This window comes from Desulfobacter sp., assembly GCA_028768525.1.
In the GTDB taxonomy this organism is placed as follows: Bacteria; Desulfobacterota; Desulfobacteria; order Desulfobacterales; family Desulfobacteraceae; genus Desulfobacter.
In genome coordinates this window covers 1,479,054-1,494,614 of record CP054837.1, presented here as the reverse complement: position 1 = coordinate 1,494,614, position 15,561 = coordinate 1,479,054, and the positions used below count along the sequence as shown (strand labels likewise).

At 57.2% G+C, this 15,561-nt stretch carries 12 protein-coding genes; all 12 read right to left on the bottom strand.

All coding sequences use genetic code 11. The features are described from left to right. Positions 1–2: 2 nt before the first annotated feature. The 12 genes from ftsZ to HUN04_06805 all read right to left on the bottom strand — a co-directional run bounded on the left by ftsZ (position 3) and on the right by HUN04_06805 (position 15,516). The gene (gene ftsZ / locus HUN04_06860) at positions 3–1,343 is read right to left on the bottom strand and encodes a cell division protein FtsZ (protein WDP89457.1); all 1,341 of its coding nucleotides are present in this window, start codon (positions 1,341–1,343) and stop codon (positions 3–5) included. 17 nt (positions 1,344–1,360) lie between these two features. Then, positions 1,361–2,587: a cell division protein FtsA gene (ftsA, locus tag HUN04_06855; protein WDP89456.1), complete on the bottom strand. Its 1,227-nt coding sequence runs from the start codon at positions 2,585–2,587 to the stop codon at positions 1,361–1,363. Continuing rightward, positions 2,574–3,509: an FtsQ-type POTRA domain-containing protein gene (locus tag HUN04_06850; protein ID WDP89455.1), complete on the bottom strand. Its 936-nt coding sequence runs from the start codon at positions 3,507–3,509 to the stop codon at positions 2,574–2,576. Before HUN04_06850 ends, ftsA begins: the two co-directional genes overlap by 14 nt. After that, entirely contained in the window at positions 3,499–4,413 is a 915-nt protein-coding gene (gene murB / locus HUN04_06845; GenBank protein WDP89454.1) for a UDP-N-acetylmuramate dehydrogenase, read from the bottom strand. Before murB ends, HUN04_06850 begins: the two co-directional genes overlap by 11 nt. Before the next feature lie 4 nt (positions 4,414–4,417). Further along, positions 4,418–5,785 carry a UDP-N-acetylmuramate--L-alanine ligase gene (locus HUN04_06840; GenBank protein ID WDP89453.1) on the bottom strand — a complete coding sequence of 456 codons (1,368 nt, stop codon included), beginning with the start codon at positions 5,783–5,785 and terminating at the stop codon, positions 4,418–4,420. Further along, positions 5,785–6,912: an undecaprenyldiphospho-muramoylpentapeptide beta-N-acetylglucosaminyltransferase gene (gene murG / locus HUN04_06835; protein WDP89452.1), complete on the bottom strand. Its 1,128-nt coding sequence runs from the start codon at positions 6,910–6,912 to the stop codon at positions 5,785–5,787. The genes HUN04_06840 and murG overlap by 1 nt, the downstream gene beginning before the upstream one ends. Beyond that, the gene (gene ftsW, locus HUN04_06830; GenBank protein ID WDP89451.1) at positions 6,899–8,029 is read right to left on the bottom strand and encodes a putative lipid II flippase FtsW; all 1,131 of its coding nucleotides are present in this window, start codon (positions 8,027–8,029) and stop codon (positions 6,899–6,901) included. Before ftsW ends, murG begins: the two co-directional genes overlap by 14 nt. Beyond that, positions 8,022–9,305, bottom strand: coding sequence for a UDP-N-acetylmuramoyl-L-alanine--D-glutamate ligase (gene murD, locus HUN04_06825; GenBank protein WDP93189.1), 1,284 nt, complete (start codon positions 9,303–9,305; stop codon positions 8,022–8,024). Before murD ends, ftsW begins: the two co-directional genes overlap by 8 nt. Positions 9,306–9,375: 70 nt before the next feature. After that, positions 9,376–10,455, bottom strand: a complete 1,080-nt coding sequence (locus tag HUN04_06820; GenBank protein WDP89450.1) for a phospho-N-acetylmuramoyl-pentapeptide-transferase — start codon at positions 10,453–10,455, stop codon at positions 9,376–9,378. Between the two features lie 5 nt (positions 10,456–10,460). After that, positions 10,461–13,418, bottom strand: a complete 2,958-nt coding sequence (locus tag HUN04_06815) for a UDP-N-acetylmuramoyl-L-alanyl-D-glutamate--2,6-diaminopimelate ligase (GenBank protein WDP89449.1) — start codon at positions 13,416–13,418, stop codon at positions 10,461–10,463. Continuing rightward, the gene (locus tag HUN04_06810) at positions 13,415–15,172 is read right to left on the bottom strand and encodes a penicillin-binding protein 2 (protein WDP89448.1); all 1,758 of its coding nucleotides are present in this window, start codon (positions 15,170–15,172) and stop codon (positions 13,415–13,417) included. Before HUN04_06810 ends, HUN04_06815 begins: the two co-directional genes overlap by 4 nt. Then, the gene (locus HUN04_06805) at positions 15,172–15,516 is read right to left on the bottom strand and encodes a cell division protein FtsL (protein WDP89447.1); all 345 of its coding nucleotides are present in this window, start codon (positions 15,514–15,516) and stop codon (positions 15,172–15,174) included. The genes HUN04_06810 and HUN04_06805 overlap by 1 nt, the downstream gene beginning before the upstream one ends. Positions 15,517–15,561: the final 45 nt, after the last annotated feature.

Genomic DNA, 15,561 nt, shown 5'->3' with positions numbered 1-15,561 from the left:
GGCTAGTCTGCTTTACGTCTCAAAAAAGTGGGCACCTCCAGGTCATCTGAATCAAATTTCATACCGTAATCCTGCATCATATCCTCGTCTCCCACCACCCGGCGGCCGGTGATTCTTACCGGATTGTCATATTCGCCCCAGGTGTTCCGCTCTTCGTCGGTCAGATCCCGAACCACGCCCCTGGCAATGACTTCTCGCTGGCTGTCAGGCTGCATGTCCGGTGCGGGAGAGGCATAGGCCTGGGTGGCATATGCGGCATGGGCAGCAGGGGCAACCGCCTGGGCACCAACCGCCGCATGGGCGGCCTGGGGGGCAACGGTCTGGTGGGCCTGGTGCTGTACCGGTTTGGGGTCAAAGCGGTGCATGTTCTCAGCCAGTTCGGGTTCTGCCTGGCCGATGCCGGTGGCAATGACGGTGATGCGCATTTCATCGCCCAGGTCCTCGTCAAAGGTCTGGCCCCAGATGATTTCGGCATCGTCGCCCACTTCCTCGTAGATACGGTCGGAGGCTTCGGTCATCTCGTCCAGGGTCAGGTCCGAGGAGGAGGTGATGTTCATGAGAACGCCCTTGGCGCCGGAAATGGAGATGTCTTCCAGCAGGGGATGGGAAATGGCTTTTTCCGCCGCTTCCGTTGCCCGGTTTTCGCCGGATGCAATGCCGATACCCATGAGGGCCTTGCCGGCCTTCTGCATGGTGGTCTTTACGTCGGCAAAGTCAAGGTTGACGTGGCCGGGCATCATGATCAGGTCAGTGATGCCTTTTACGGAGTGGTGCAGGATTTCGTCGGCCTTGATGAACATGTCCACCATGCGGGCGCCCTTGGGGGCAATGCCCCTCAGCCTGTCGTTGGGAATGGTGATGACGGTGTCGGTGATGCCGTGGAGCTTGTCCAGGCCGGCCAGGGCCTGTTTTTCCCTTTTCTTTCCTTCAAAGGAAAAGGGCTTGGACGCCACGGCAACGGTGAGGATGCCAAGATCCTTGCAGACTTCCGCAATGACCGGCGCTGCGCCGGTACCGGTCCCGCCGCCGAAACCGGCGGTGATGAATACCATGTGGCTTTCTTCCAGGGCGGCCCTCAGTTCATCCATGCTTTCCAGGGCGGCTTCCCGGCCGATATTGGGATCGGCACCTGCGCCCAGGCCTTCGGTCAGGGAAGAACCCAGCTGGATTTTTACCTCGGCCTTGGACTGTTCCAGGGCCTGGGCATCGGTATTGGCTACGATGAATTTAACGCCCTGGAGCTTGGCGTCGATCATGTTGTTGACTGCATTGCCGCCGGCGCCGCCAACACCGATTACCTTGATTTTTGCTTTGTTGTCGTTTTCCACGTAAGAAAAATTCATATCCACCTCCCTTAAGGTTAAATGATATCCTTAAACCATTGTTTCATTCTATTAAATATACTTTGCACCCCTTGTGTTTCCGCTTGTCGCACATCCATTCTGCAGGCTGCAGTGGAGCCGAAAATCACAAGCCCTACGCCGGTGGCGTAAGCCGGGTTTTTCACAATATCTTTGAGCCCGCCGATACGGTTGGGTTCCCCCACCCGCACCGGAACGTTGAACACTGATTCGGCAATCTCATTAATGCCGTTCATGACCACCGATCCGCCAGTGAGGACGAATCCGGCAGGAAATGCATTTTCAAGTCCGTTGGAGAAAAGTTCTTTTTTCAACAGGGAAAAAACCTCTTCCACCCGGGGTTCCAGTATCTCGGCCAGGATGCCCTTGGCCAGACGCCTGGGCTCCCTGCCGCCCACGGCCGGCACCTCAATGGTGGCGCCGGAACGGACATTCTGGGGGACACAGGTACCATGCTCGATTTTTATTTTTTCCGCTTCCGGCAGGGGGGTCCGGAGGCCGATGGAAATGTCGTTGGTAAGGTTGTGTCCGCCCACGGTGAGTTCGTAAATGAATTTTACGTTATTGTCCTTGAACAGGGCCAGGTCCGTGGTGCCGCCGCCCATGTCCGCCAGAACGCATCCCAGCTCTTTTTCCTCGTCTGTGAGCACGGCATGGCCCGAGGCCAGGGACTCCAGGACAATGTCGCAGACCTCAAGCCCTGCCTTGTTGCAGCATTTTACAATGTTCCGGGCCGAGGAGACCGCACCTGTGACGATGTGGATTTTGGCTTCCAGGCGGATGGCGGTCATGCCCACGGGGTTCTGGATGGATTCCATGTCATCCACGATGAACTCCTGGGGAATGACATGGAGGATCTCCCGGTCCGTGGGGATGGCAACAGCCTTGGCCGCATCGATCACCCGCTCGACATCGTTTTCTGTAATCTCACGGCCCTTGATGGCGATGATGCCGTGGCTGTTGAACCCCTTGATATGGCTGCCGGCAATGCCAACATATACGGAGGAAATATCGCATCCGGCCATGAGTTCAGCTTCTTCCACAGCCTTTTTAATGGAGTCCACCGTTGATTCGATATTCACCACCGATCCCTTGCGCAGGCCGGTGGACGGGTGGGATCCAACGCCGATGATATTGATCTCCTCATCGAGCATTTCGCCCACCACGGCACATATTTTCGTGGTGCCGATATCAAGGCCGACTAAAATTTTTTCATTTCCCTGCAAGTTGAACCCCCTTTTCTGAATAATGGTGCAGAGCATTTTCCGTTTTGATAAAAATCTGGTTCATATCGTATAGGTCCATGGCCAATATAATTTTTTCCGGGAAACGGGCCGCCATATACCTGCTCAGATCGATGGCTTTGGCCAGTTTCTCTTCAAATCCGTCAAACCCCAGCTTTATGGGGATGAGGGCCCGGGAGGCTTCCGTTTCTTCAGGTATGTCTCCCTGGGGCCTGTTGTAAATATCAGGTGCCTGGATCAGAATACCGGTGTGTGGATCCCCGTGTATGGAACGGATCCGGCCCAGCCCCTTTACCTTGAGCAGATCCATGACCGAATTGAATAATGCCCCTTCAAATCTGTAAATATTACCGGACAGGGTCAGGTCCACCCCGGTGATCACGGGCAGGGTATTGAGCTGGTCCTTCTCGGGGTCGTATTCCTTAAAGGGCATCCCCTGGGTGTTGATGATGAGATCCGACAGGTTTTCGATGGCCACAATGGCCAAGGGCATTTCCTCTTCAACACAGATGGACAGTTTTGAGAAAAAATGCCGTTCCACCCTGGCCCGGGCGATCCAGGGAAGGGCGGCCAGCCGTTTTTCAATATATTCGGGGCGGATTTCAAACAGGTTGCGTTCCCGGTCCAGTCCGGCCCGGTCCAAAAGCGCCTCCCTGGAGACCCGGTTCAGTCCCGACACCTCCACGGTACGGATGGTGAAAAAGGGGCTCTGGACAACGGCATCGTGGAGCCAGATGGCCGACAGGCTCATGGCGGCCATCAGCAGAAGGCCGGAGGCCGCACCGGCCCATTTTCGCGACGTTATCCTTGCCAGAAGGTTTGATCTCGGACGCCCCGGGGCAGGGCGGCTGCCGGCCAGGGTTTCGGGTTTATACCGATTGGGTTTTATTTTTTTAGCGGCCAATGGCTTTCACCTCTGTTTCCAGTCTGATTCCGAATTTTTCATATACCCGGTCCTGTACCAGGCGTTTCAGGGCCAGTATATCGCTGCAACTGGCATTGTCATGGTTGATGATGAAATTGGCATGGAGATCCGAGACCATGGCCCCATGCATCCTGTACCCCTTGAGGCCTGCCTGTTCAATGAGGCGGCCGGCGGGATTATCCGGAGAGGGGTTCTTAAAAAAACAGCCCCCGCTGGCTTTGGAGACGGGCTGGCTTTTCTTTTTTGCCTTCAGGTTGGCCTCGAACCGTTGCCGGACCTCCCCGGCGTTGCCAGGGGCCAGCGTAAGTTCCGCCTTTAAAATGACTGCGCCGCCCAGGTTGAGGGATCTGTAGCTGAAATCAAGGTCCCCTGCCTTGAGTGTCCGGTATTCCAGGGTTTCCATGTCCAGGATATCCATGGAAACCGTAATTTCTGACATATCTCCGCCGTGGGACCCGGCATTCATCATCAGCGCCCCGCCCAGGGTTCCGGGGATGCCGGCGGCCCATTCCAGGCCGCGCCATCCCTTTTCCACAGCCATGCGGCAGAGGGTGGATAAACGTTCCCCGGCCAGGGCCGTCACCCGGATGCCGGCATCTGTATCAACGGCCTTTGGAGCGGCTTTCATCCGGGAGAGTACCAGTACCAGCCCCTGGATTCCCCTGTCCGAAATCAGGGTGTTTGAGCCGCCGCCCAGGATGGTGACCGGAATATGGTTATGGCTGGCAATCCCGGCAAGCCGGACCAGCTCCTCAACGGTTTCGGGACGGGCCAGCAGATCGGCAGGCCCCCCCACCCTGAAGCTGGTAAACCGGTCCAGGTTCACCCCTGCCTCAAGGTTGAAGCCATTGAAAAGATCCATATGTTCGGGACCGAATGTCATCTGTTTACAGGATCTCCACCAGTTTTTCCCCCAGGGTGTATACGTCGCCGGCCCCCAGGGTAAGGATCATGTCCCCTTCTTTTGCCTTATGGGTGGCCATGGACAGGGCCTGGGTAAAGTCCGGGGCAAATACGGCCTCTTTATGGCCATGGGCCCGGATTCCTTCCACCAGGCTTTCGGCGTCAACGCCGGGGATGGGCGCTTCCGAGGCCGGATAAATGGGCAGGACCATGAGGATGTCGGACTGGTAAAAGGAACGGGTGAACTCGTCGAACAGGGCCTGGGTCCGGGTGTACCTGTGGGGCTGGAACATAACAATCAGCCGTTTGTCCGGATAGCTTTCCCTGACGGCTGTCAGGGTTGCCGCGATCTCAGTGGGATGGTGTCCGTAGTCATCCATCACCGTGATTCCCTTCTTTTTCCCCTTGATTTCCAGGCGGCGCTTGACCCCCTTGATTTTTTCCAGGGCCTTTTTAATGGTTTCAAAGGGGATGTTCAGTTCCAGGCCAACGGCAATGCCGGCCATGGCGTTGAGGATGTTATGCTGGCCTGCAATGTTCAGCAGGATTTCCCCCAGGTCCTCGCCCTTTTGGAATACATTGAATATGCTTTTGCCGTCTTTGAACCGGATGTTTTTTGCCTGGAGATCGGACTGGGCGCTCATCCCGTAAGTGGTATGGCGGACATTGATTCTGGGCATGATGTCCTGGATATGCTCGTTGTCCAGGCAGAGGACGGCCAGGCCGTAAAAGGGAATGGAATTGATAAATTGGACGAATTTATCCTTGATGTCTTCAATACCCGAGTAATAGTCCAGGTGTTCCAGGTCGATATTGGTCACCGCGGCAATGGCCGGGGCGTATTTGAGAAATGACCCGTCGCTTTCATCGGCCTCAGCCACGATGAAGTCGCCTGAGCCGTGGAGGGCGTTGGTATCCAGCCCCTGGAGCAGGCCGCCGATGATCACCGTGGGGTCCAGGCCGGCAGTGTTCAGGATCTGGGAGATCATGGAGGTGGTTGAGGTTTTACCGTGGGCCCCGGATACGGCAATGGAGTATTTGATGCGCATCAGTTCCGCCAGCATTTCCGCCCGGGGAATGATGGGCAGGTTCAGTTCTCTGGCCCGGACCACTTCCGGGTTTTCCTCGGCAATGGCCGAGGAGGTCACCACCACGTTGACCTCTCTTATATTTTCCTTGGCATGGCCCTTGTAAATGACGGCGCCCTTGCCCTCCAGGCGGTCCGTGATATGGGAGAGTTTGAGGTCGGAACCGGACACCCCGTATCCCAGGTTTAAAAGCAATTCGGCAATACCGCTCATGCCGATGCCGCCGATGCCCACAAAGTGAATATGGTAGTTGGGTTGGTACACTAATTGTCTCCTTGTTCGGCCGCTTCCGGATTGGGGCCGAGAATATGTTCTGCGATGATCCGGGCCCCGTTGGGCCGGGCCAGTGTCTTCATGGTTTTTCTCATTTCATCCCGCTTGGCCGGGTGGGCGCGCAGGTCCTGGATCATGGCATAAAGCGCCTCTCCTGTGAGGTCCTTGTCCGCAATCATCAGGGCCGCCCCTTTGTCGGCCAGGTTCTGGGCATTGGCCGTCTGGTGGTCGTCTGCGGCATGGGGAAAGGGAACCAGGATGGCGGGTTTTCCTTTGATGGTCAGTTCCGACAGGGTGCCTGCCCCGGCACGGGTGATGACCAGATCGGCCCGGCGCTGGATGGCGGGCATGTCGTGGAAAAAGGCCCGGGCCTGGGCCTTGAGATGTCTGTTCTTGTAAAAATCACTGGCTTCGGCAATACCGTGCTGGCCGGTCTGATGAATGATAAACAGGTCGTCGGTCTCTTCCATCATGGCCACGGCATCCATGAAGGCCCGGTTAATGGATGCCGCCCCCTGGCTGCCCCCGGTGACCAGTATGGTGAAATCCTTGGGTCCGGCAAGGTCAAGGACAGGCGCCTCTTTAATTTCGTCTGACGCCTGGCTTTTACGGATGGGATTTCCAGAAAGAAAGGTCTTTTCGTTCACCGGCATCCCTTTGGTATTTTCAAAGGAAATAAAGATGGTATGGGCAATTTTCGACAGCATCCGGTTGGTCATGCCGGGAATGGCGTTCTGCTCCTGGATGGCGGTGCGCCTGAACAGCAACCTGCCGGCCGCCACCAGGGCAAAGGATGAGAATCCCCCAACGCCCAGGATGAAATCCGCCCTGAATCTTAAAATGATATACATGGCCTGGAGGATGCTGACCAGGACCAGGGCCGAGGACCAGACCTTGGAAAGCAGGCTGCCGCCCTTGACGGGCCTGGAGACAATGGTCCTGTGGGCAAATTTGTAACGGGCCAGGGTGTTTGTTTCAAAGGGGGCATCGGTGCCCACAAATAGAATCCGGACGGCGGGATCCAGGTCCTTCAGGGCCTGGGCCACGGCTATGCCAGGGAAGAGGTGGCCCCCGGTTTTTCCGCCGGCAATGATGATATGTCTGCTATTTTTTGTCATCTGCAGATGCCCCTATATTCATTAATATGCCCATGGCCGCCATGTTGATGATCAAAGAAGTGCCCCCGTAGCTGATAAAGGGCAGGGTCAGCCCCTTGGTGGGGAGTACCCCCAGGGCCACCCCGGTGTTGATGATGACCTGCAGCCCGATGTACAGGGTGATGCCCGCTGCCGTCATGGCACCGAAGAGACTGTCCGCCTGCCGGGCGATGCGGGTGCCGGCCATGAGGATGACCCCGTAGAGGCAGAGGATGGACATGACCCCGATGAGCCCAAGTTCCTCGCCGATGATGGAAAAGATAAAATCCGTATGGGGTTCGGGCAGGTAATGCAGTTTCTGCATGCCCAGGCCGATGCCTTTTCCCGTGAGCCCCCCGGACCCGAAGGCCTTGAGGGAGTTGGTTATCTGGTATCCGGTGTCGTAGGGATCGTCCCAGGGGTTTAAGAAGGCAGTGATCCGCAGCAGCCGGTATTCCACCTTGAATACCAGGAAGTAGACGATGGGAATCACCAGGGGCAGGGGGCTGAGCAGGTGAAGTATCCTCACCCCGGCCACAAACATCATGCCCCAGCAGATCATTCCCATGACGACGATGGTGCCGAAGTCGGGCTGGTTGATGATGAGCATGGCAAAGAGGGCCATGATCATGGCATGGGGCAGAAAACCGATGGAAAATTGTCTAATCATCTCCTGCTTTTTGGACAGGGAATAGGCCATGAAAATGATCAGGGCCAGCTTTGCAAATTCCGCGGGCTGGAAGGTCAGTCCCCCCAGGCAGAGCCACCGGCAGGCCCCGCCGGCTTTCACGCTCATGGCCGGCACCAGCACCGCAATGAGCAGGCCGATGGCGGCAAAGAGGATGATATACGCCAGGCCTTTGTAAAGCCTGTAGGGAAAAGAGGCGGCCGTGAACATCACGCCCATGCTCAGCCCCAGGAAGACCGCATGGCGTTTGATGTAAAAAAACAAGGTGTTGTGCTCTTCCATGGAGACGGCGGAAGAGGCAGAATAGACCATGACGGCGCCGATGCCGGCCAGGAGAAGAACCGGGAACAGTATTGATTTTTCTTTGAAAAAGGGGTGGAGGCCGCTGGCTCCTGCAGTGGATTTAGCCATGCGCCGCCTCCTTCTCCAATTGCTTAACATTCAAGGAAAAATCCCTTCCCCTTGCTTTATAATCTTTATACATGTCAAAGCTGGCGCAGGCCGGTGATAGAAGCACAATGTCGCCGGCCACGGCCATCCCGGCAGCCCGGGCCACGGCGTCCGCCATGGTGGTACACCGGGTTACCCGGTGCAGGGCGCCGAGGGCTTCCACAATGTGGCGGCTGGCCTCGCCCAGGGCCAAGATTTCCTTCACCCGGCCCAAGGAGGGAATCAGTTCGGTAAAATCTGTGTCTTTTTCCCGTCCCCCAAGGATGAGGATGATCGGTGCCTCAAAGGCCTGGAGGGCCCGGGCCACGGCATCGGTATTGGTGGCCTTGGAATCGTTGTAAAACCGTACCCCGTTCAGTTCCCGGATGAATTGGGTGCGGTGGGGCAGGGGGGCAAAGTCTTCAAGTCCCTTGCAGATACCCGCCTCATTGCCCCCGGCGGCCAGAACGGAGATGGCGGCGGCTGCGATATTCTCCCGGTTGTGCCCCCCGGGCAGGGCCTTGAATGCCGCTGCCGGAATGCAGATCTCTTTATCCTTAAAATGGAACCTGAGGTCGGCCGTTCCCGTACCGGTTTCGGGGGAGAAGGAGAAGATCCGGCCGGAAAGGGGGGAGACCCGCTTGTCAAAATTCTGGATTCCGGTGTTGACCACCGCGGCATCGTTGCCGCCCTGGCGGGCAAATAGGGACCATTTTGAATCCCGGTAGGCCTTGAAATCCGGATACCGGTCCAGGTGGTCCGGGGAAATATTCAGCAATACCCCTACATTTGGGCTGAAGGTGGTTGCAAGATCCAGCTGAAAGGAAGATACTTCGGCCACCACCAGGTCCTGGCGGATACCGGACATCAGGTATTCCACCAGGGGGATGCCGATGTTTCCGCCCACAAAGCAGGAGAGGCCGCAGGCCTCAGCCATGGCGGAGATCAGGTTGGTGGTGGTGGTTTTCCCGTTGCTGCCGGTGACGGCGATGACCGGGGTGGTGTTGTACTGGCCGAATATGTCCAGTTCACCGGTTATTTTCACCCCTTTTGCGGCGGCATTCTGTATATAGGGCAGGGTCAGGGGGATGCCGGGGCTGGGCACAATCCGTTCTGCCCCGTCAAAGGTTGACTGGTCATGGGAACCGATCTGGGTTCGGATCCCAAGCGCCTCAAGTGCTGCGGCTTCATGGGTCTTGGAACCGTCGATATCCGTGGCCACAACCCTGCGGCCCATGGATTTGAGGAACCGGGCCATGGAGAGCCCGGACCGTCCCAGGCCCACAACCAGGTCATATGTGAAAGTGTCTGTCACTCCTAACGCATCCCTACCTTATCTTAAGTGTACTGAGTGCCAGTCCGGCCAGGGCAATGGAAATAATCCAGAACCGGACGATTACCTTGGATTCGTGCCATCCTTTTTCTTCAAAATGGTGGTGCAGCGGCGCCATTCTGAATACCCGCTTTCCCTTGGTCAGCTTGAAATAGGAGACCTGGATGATAACGGACATGGCTTCCATGACAAAAAGACCGCCCACGATGAGCAGCATGATTTCCTGTTTGGTGACCACGGCAATGGTGCCCAGAATGGCGCCCAGGGGAATGGATCCCGTGTCTCCCATAAATACCTGGGCCGGGTGGGCGTTGAACCAGAGAAACCCCATGCCGGCGCCGGCCAGTATCCCGCAGACCACGGAGATTTCCCCGGCTGCGGCAATGTGGCGGACATGGAGGTACTGGGCAAACTGGGCATGCCCGGCCACATAGGCGAACAGCATATAGGTGGCCGCGGCCACGATCAGGGGGCCGATGGCCAGTCCGTCCAGGCCGTCGGTGAGGTTCACGGCATTGGAGGTGCCCACGATGACCAGGCAGGCAAAGGGAATGTAAAAGATCCCCAGGTCCAGGGTCAGGTTTTTGAAAAAGGGAAAGGTCAGGGTGGAACTGAAATCCGGGCTCATGTAAATGAGCCATGCCACAATCAGACCGAACCCCACCTGGATGGTGAATTTACCCTTGGCCGTGAATCCCATGTTCCTTTTTTTCACCCGCATGAGGTAGTCGTCGAAAAATCCGATGAACCCGAACAACAGGGTGGCCAGCAGCAGGATCCCCACATAATGGTTGCTCAGGTTGCCCCAGAGCAGGGTGGCCGTAATAATGGACATGAGGATGAGCAGGCCGCCCATGGTGGGGGTGCCCTGTTTTGCCATGTGGGACTTGGGGCCGTCGGTCTGGATGATCTGGCCGATCTGCATTTTTTGCAGGGTCCGGATCATCCACGGGCCGAAAAGAAAGCAGATGAGAAAGGCTGTGAGCCCGCCATAAATGGTCCGGAAGGTGATATACCGGAAAATGTTCAGGGCGTTGAAGTGCTCGTGTAAAGGATATATGAACTCGTAAAACATGGGGGTTAATCTGCCTTTCGTTCTGCCTGTATCAGTGTTTCAATTTCTGGGATCAGTGTTTCCATGGCCATGCCCCTTGATCCTTTGAGGAGCAGCCAGTTGTCTTTGGTCAGTTTCGGTGCCAGTACCCGGGCGATCTCTTCTTTGGTCCCTGTGAACAGTTTGTTTTCAGGGAAGCCCTTTTCCATGGCGCCTTCCCTTATACGGGCGGCCTGGGTGCCGAAGAGGCAGACCATGGCCGGTGATAATTTTGCCACCAGAAACCCGATTTCCCTGTGGAGGGTATCCGAGTCCTCTCCCAGTTCCAGCATATCGCCCAGGGCGGCCAGACCCTTGCCGGGGCCGGCCACCTGGTCCAGGGTTTTCAGGGCCTGGGCCATGGAGGCGGGGTTGGCGTTGTATGTGTCGTCAATGAGTCGGGTACCACAGGAGAGCCTGCCCAGATTCATCCGCCCCTTTACCGGGGTAAAGGCTGCCAGGCCGGAGCGGACGGCCTCTGTGTCCATGCCTGCGGCCAAAGCGGCGCCCATGGCGGCCAGGGCATTGTTCACCATGAACAGGGCAGGGGAGTTTACACGGAAACGGCTGCTTTGTCCACCGGCTTCCACTGAAAAAACAATGCCGGTGCCGTTGATCTCCACTGCTTTGGCGCGGATATCCGCATCCGGGCCCTGTCCGAATAATTTCAGGGCGCCGAGATTTTTGTTGCCACGGGCGGCCGCGGCCATGATGTCCCGCCGGGGGTCGTCGCTGAAGATCAGGGCCGTTCCATTTTCACGGAGCCCTTCAAATATCTCCGACTTGGCACGGGCAACATTGTCGGCGGTTTTCAGACCTTCCAGGTGGGCGCCGGAGGTGTTGGTGATCAGGGCGATGTCGGGCCGGGCCACGGCCGTCAGCCGGGAGATCTCCCCGGGGTGGTTCATGCCCATTTCAATGACGGCCCATTCATGGACCGGGGCCAGCCTGAGCAGGGTCAGGGGCATGCCGATTTCATTGTTGAAATTGCCCCGGGTGGCCAGGACATCGAATCGCTGGGCAAAGATCTCCCGGGTCATTTTCCGGGTGGTGGTTTTGCCGTTGGACCCGGTGACGGCCACAAGCTTTACATTGGCGCGGTGGCGCTGGTAACGGGCCAACTGCCCCAGGGCGGTCTGGGTGTCTGGTACTTCAAACAGGAGCAGCTGGCGCTTCATCAGGCGGTCTCTGGTTCCGGCATCAAGACCCTCAATATATCCGCTTTGTACCACAAAGGCCCGGATGCCTTTATCGGCCAGGGCCGGCACAAAATCATGGCCGTCGAAGTTTTCCCCGGCCAGGGCCAGGAAAACCATGTCAGGCTCAATGGTCCGCGAATCGGTGCCGATGGTTTTAAATCTGGGACAGCTCTCTTCCGCCCAGGGGGCAGGAGCCGTTTTCAATGCCGCTTCCAGGTCTGCCGCCGACCAGTCGTAGGGCGTCGTCAGCCTGGCACATGCCGCCGACAATTCTTCCATATCATCGAAATGGATGGTGCCCGCATTGGTGATCTGATAGGTTTCATGGCCTTTGCCGGCGGCAACAACAATATCTCCGGGCCGGGAAATTCGTACGGCCAGATCCAGGGCTTTGGCCCGGTCCACTTCCAGAATATAACCCTTTTGCCCGGGAGCCGGATTTTCGGGATCCAGCCTGGCAATCCCGTCGGCCTCAATGCCCTCGATGATGTCCGCCACGATGGCTCCAGGGGATTCAGTCCTGGGGTTGTCCGAGGTGACAACGGCAATATCCGAGTATTTGCAGGCGATTTTTCCCATGGGTGCCCGTTTGGTCCGGTCCCGGTCCCCGCCGCAGCCGAATACGGTTATAAGCCGGGCCGGTGCCCGTTTTGACAGGGTATCCAGAATGGAGGCCAGGGCATCCGGTGTGTGGGCGTAATCCACGAAGATGTGTCGGTTCAGTTCCGTATCCAGCTTTTCCAGCCGGCCGGGCACCCGGTCCAGGGCGGCGATGCCCCGGATAATCACCTCCGGTGCGATTCCCAGGCTCAGGGCGGCTCCGGCAGCACCCAGGATGTTTTCAAGGTTGAACCGGCCGGCAAGGGCCGATCTCATGGAGAGGGTCAGGCCCTTGAGGGTCAGTTGGGCCGAGAGTCCGGTGATTTCATCCTTAACCTTTTCGGCGCTGATGTCGGCAGTACCGTCAACCGAGGTTGTCAGCAGGTGGCCGCTAATTTCATGGGCCAGACGGCGACCGTATTCATCGTCGATATTGATTACAGCGGTACCGGCATCCAGATAGTCGGTAAACAGCTTTTTCTTGCAGCGGTAATACGCATCCAGGTCGTGGTGGTAATCCAGATGGTCCTGGGTGAGATTGGTGAATATGGCGGCGTCGAATTCACATCCCAGCACCCGGTACTGGTCCAGACTGTGGGAGGAGACCTCCATGAGTACATGGGTGACCCCGGCTTTTTTCATTTGGGCCAGGTGTTTCTGGATGGAAATGGGATCCGGGGTGGTAATGGGGTTATCCAGGATTTTACCTGAATACCGGATGTTCACCGTACCCATGACCCCTGTGCTGAATCCGGCGGCAGTAAGGATGCTTTCAAGGATCCAGGTGGTGGTGGTCTTTCCGTTGGTGCCGGTGATCCCCACCAGGGTCAGGTCCCGGCCGGGGCGGCCGTAGAAATTGGCCGCCGCAATGGCCGTGGCTTTCCGGGTATCCCGGGCCAGGATAATTTTGGCCGCTTGTGCCCTATCCAGGCCCTTTGGGATGCGCTGTGCAACGATAAGGGCGGCCCCCTGTTCCAGGGCCCGGCCGATATAGGCATGCCCGTCGGCAGCATGGCCCTCAACGGCAAAAAAGAGGCTGCCCGGGCCGGCCTCTCTGGAGTCGCAGGATACGGCCGAGATTTCTATCCCGCCTGGAATGTCTGTATCAACCAGGTCGCATCCTGTTAATATATCTGAAAGTATCATTGGCGGATCTCCAAAGCCGTTTTATTTTTGGCCGCTGTGTTCACTGCGGCAATCATGGTGCCGGCATTGTCCGGCGGAATATTGAGGTAGTTAAAGGATTTGCTCATGATGGTTTTAAAGGCCGGCGCTGCAACAAGCCCGCCGTAATGCGCTTTTCTGGGTTCATCCACCACCACCAGGATGGCCAGCTTGGGATCGTTCTGGGGGGCGAATCCGCCGAAGGCGGAGATATATTTCCCTTTGGCATAGCCCCTTCGTCCCCGGGCGGCTTTCTGGGCCGTGCTGGTTTTTCCGCAGACTTTATAGCCGTCCATGGCCGCCTTTGTGCCGGTGCCCTCTTCCTGGACCACCTGGTTCATCATCCCTTTGACGATATCGGCGGTTGCCGGGGAAACCACCTGGCGGACTACGGTGGGCTCAAATACCTGCAGGTCGTCTCCTGTATTGGAGATGACTTTTTTGACCAGCATGGGTTTCATGAGCCTGCCCTTGTTGGCAATGGCACTGATACCGGAGATGAGCTGGACCCCGGTCACCGATACGCCCTGTCCGAAGGAGATGGCGCCGGCATCTATCTTTGACCAATTTTTATATGGCCGCAGGGCGCCCAGGGCTTCTCCCGGAGTACCCACACAGGTTCTTTTGCCGAATCCGAATGCGGTCAGATAGTGGTACAGGGCTTTGTTACCGATTGTTTCTGAAATTTTGGCCGCACCGATGTTTGATGAAAATTTTATGATCTGGGCCATGGAGAGCCATTCATGGGGATGGGTGTCGTTCACCGTAAATCCGCCGATGCGGTATTTCCCGTTTTCACAGAAGAAAATGGATTTGGGGGACATCCCCTTTTCGATGGCGGCGGCCACGGTGAATATTTTCATTATGGAGCCGGGTTCGAAGGCATCTGTGACGGCCCTGTTCCTGTAGCTGAACCGGCTAAAGGCCTTGTAATTGTTGGGGTTGAACTGGGGATAGTGGGCCACTGCCAGCAGCTCGCCGGTGGAGGGCCGCATCACCAGTGCCATGCCGGATTTTGCCCTATTGGTTTTCACGGCCTGTTTCAGGGCCTGTTCCGACAGAAACTGGATTTTTTTGTCTATGGTCAGCACGATGGCCTTGCCCTTCAGTTCGTCCCGTTTGTTTTTGCCGGTGTCCAGGATTCTGCCTTCCCCGTCCCGGCGGACCTTTGTCCGGGTCTGCCCGCCTGCTAAAAATTCATTGTACTTATACTCCAGCCCTTCCAGCCCTTTGTCCTCTTCCCCGGTAAACCCGATGACCTGGGCGGCAAGTCCCCGGTTGGGATAAAACCGTTTTGAATCCCGTTTCAGGTATATTCCCTTCAGGTTCAGGGCTTTTACCGCTGCGGCCTGGTCCCGGGGAACCCGTTTGGCCAGGATGACGAACCGGCGTTTGCGGGCCAGTTGCTTTTTGAGTGAGGCGGGCTTGGTGCCCAGGGCACGGGCCAGCTTTTCGGCTGTTTTGCCGGGATCTCCGATCTGGAAGGGGTCTGCCGTGACGTTGGGGGCGTCAATGCTGGTGCCCAGTTTATTCAGGTTTCTGTCCAGGATCAGCCCCCGGTCGCCCTGGATGGTCAGGTATGTGGATTGGGCCTGTTCTGCCTTTTTAGCCAGCACATCATAGTCAAATATCTGGATCTGGACGGACTTGGCGCCCAAGCCTGCCAGGCATAAAACAAGCAATGCCCTGAGGACAAGAATCCGGGTGCCGATTTTGTTTTTTGGGGTCGCGTCCATCAGTTGGCTGCTCCGTAACCTGCCAGCGGGTTCATTGCAGGCAGGCCAGTGTTCTGTATGTATATCGTCTGGTCCGAGACATCCGAGGTCAGCCCCAGGCGGGTGCGGGCGATGCGGGTGATCCTTCCGTCCGAGGCCAGGCGGTCCCGTTCCAGGTTCAAAGCTTTGCGGTAGGAAAGGCATTTCTGGACCCGGGCCTGGGCCTGGGAAATCCTGAGCATGGCCTGGGTGGACTCGGTCCTGACCCAGGTATGGGCCATGAGTTCGCAGATCAGCACCAGGATGAGGGCGAACCATCTCAATCCTTTCCGCTGGGGAACCGGAATCTCATGTTGTTTTGCCATTGCGACAGGCATCCTTTCCTGCAACCAAACCAATACAGCTAGTGG

What these genes read in the sequence shown, in the direction of transcription:
- ftsW (WDP89451.1), bottom strand. Translation starts at nt 8,029, where the DNA reads ATGGCTAAATCCACTGCAGGAGCCAGCGGCCTCCACCCCTTTTTCAAA.
- murG (WDP89452.1), bottom strand. Translation starts at nt 6,912, where the DNA reads ATGACAAAAAATAGCAGACATATCATCATTGCCGGCGGAAAAACCGGG.
- HUN04_06805 (WDP89447.1), bottom strand. Translation starts at nt 15,516, where the DNA reads ATGGCAAAACAACATGAGATTCCGGTTCCCCAGCGGAAAGGATTGAGA.
- HUN04_06820 (WDP89450.1), bottom strand. Translation starts at nt 10,455, where the DNA reads ATGTTTTACGAGTTCATATATCCTTTACACGAGCACTTCAACGCCCTG.
- HUN04_06815 (WDP89449.1), bottom strand. Translation starts at nt 13,418, where the DNA reads ATGATACTTTCAGATATATTAACAGGATGCGACCTGGTTGATACAGAC.
- murB (WDP89454.1), bottom strand. Translation starts at nt 4,413, where the DNA reads ATGACATTCGGTCCCGAACATATGGATCTTTTCAATGGCTTCAACCTT.
- ftsZ (WDP89457.1), bottom strand. Translation starts at nt 1,343, where the DNA reads ATGAATTTTTCTTACGTGGAAAACGACAACAAAGCAAAAATCAAGGTA.
- murD (WDP93189.1), bottom strand. Translation starts at nt 9,305, where the DNA reads ATGGCCCGGTTCCTCAAATCCATGGGCCGCAGGGTTGTGGCCACGGAT.
- HUN04_06810 (WDP89448.1), bottom strand. Translation starts at nt 15,172, where the DNA reads ATGGACGCGACCCCAAAAAACAAAATCGGCACCCGGATTCTTGTCCTC.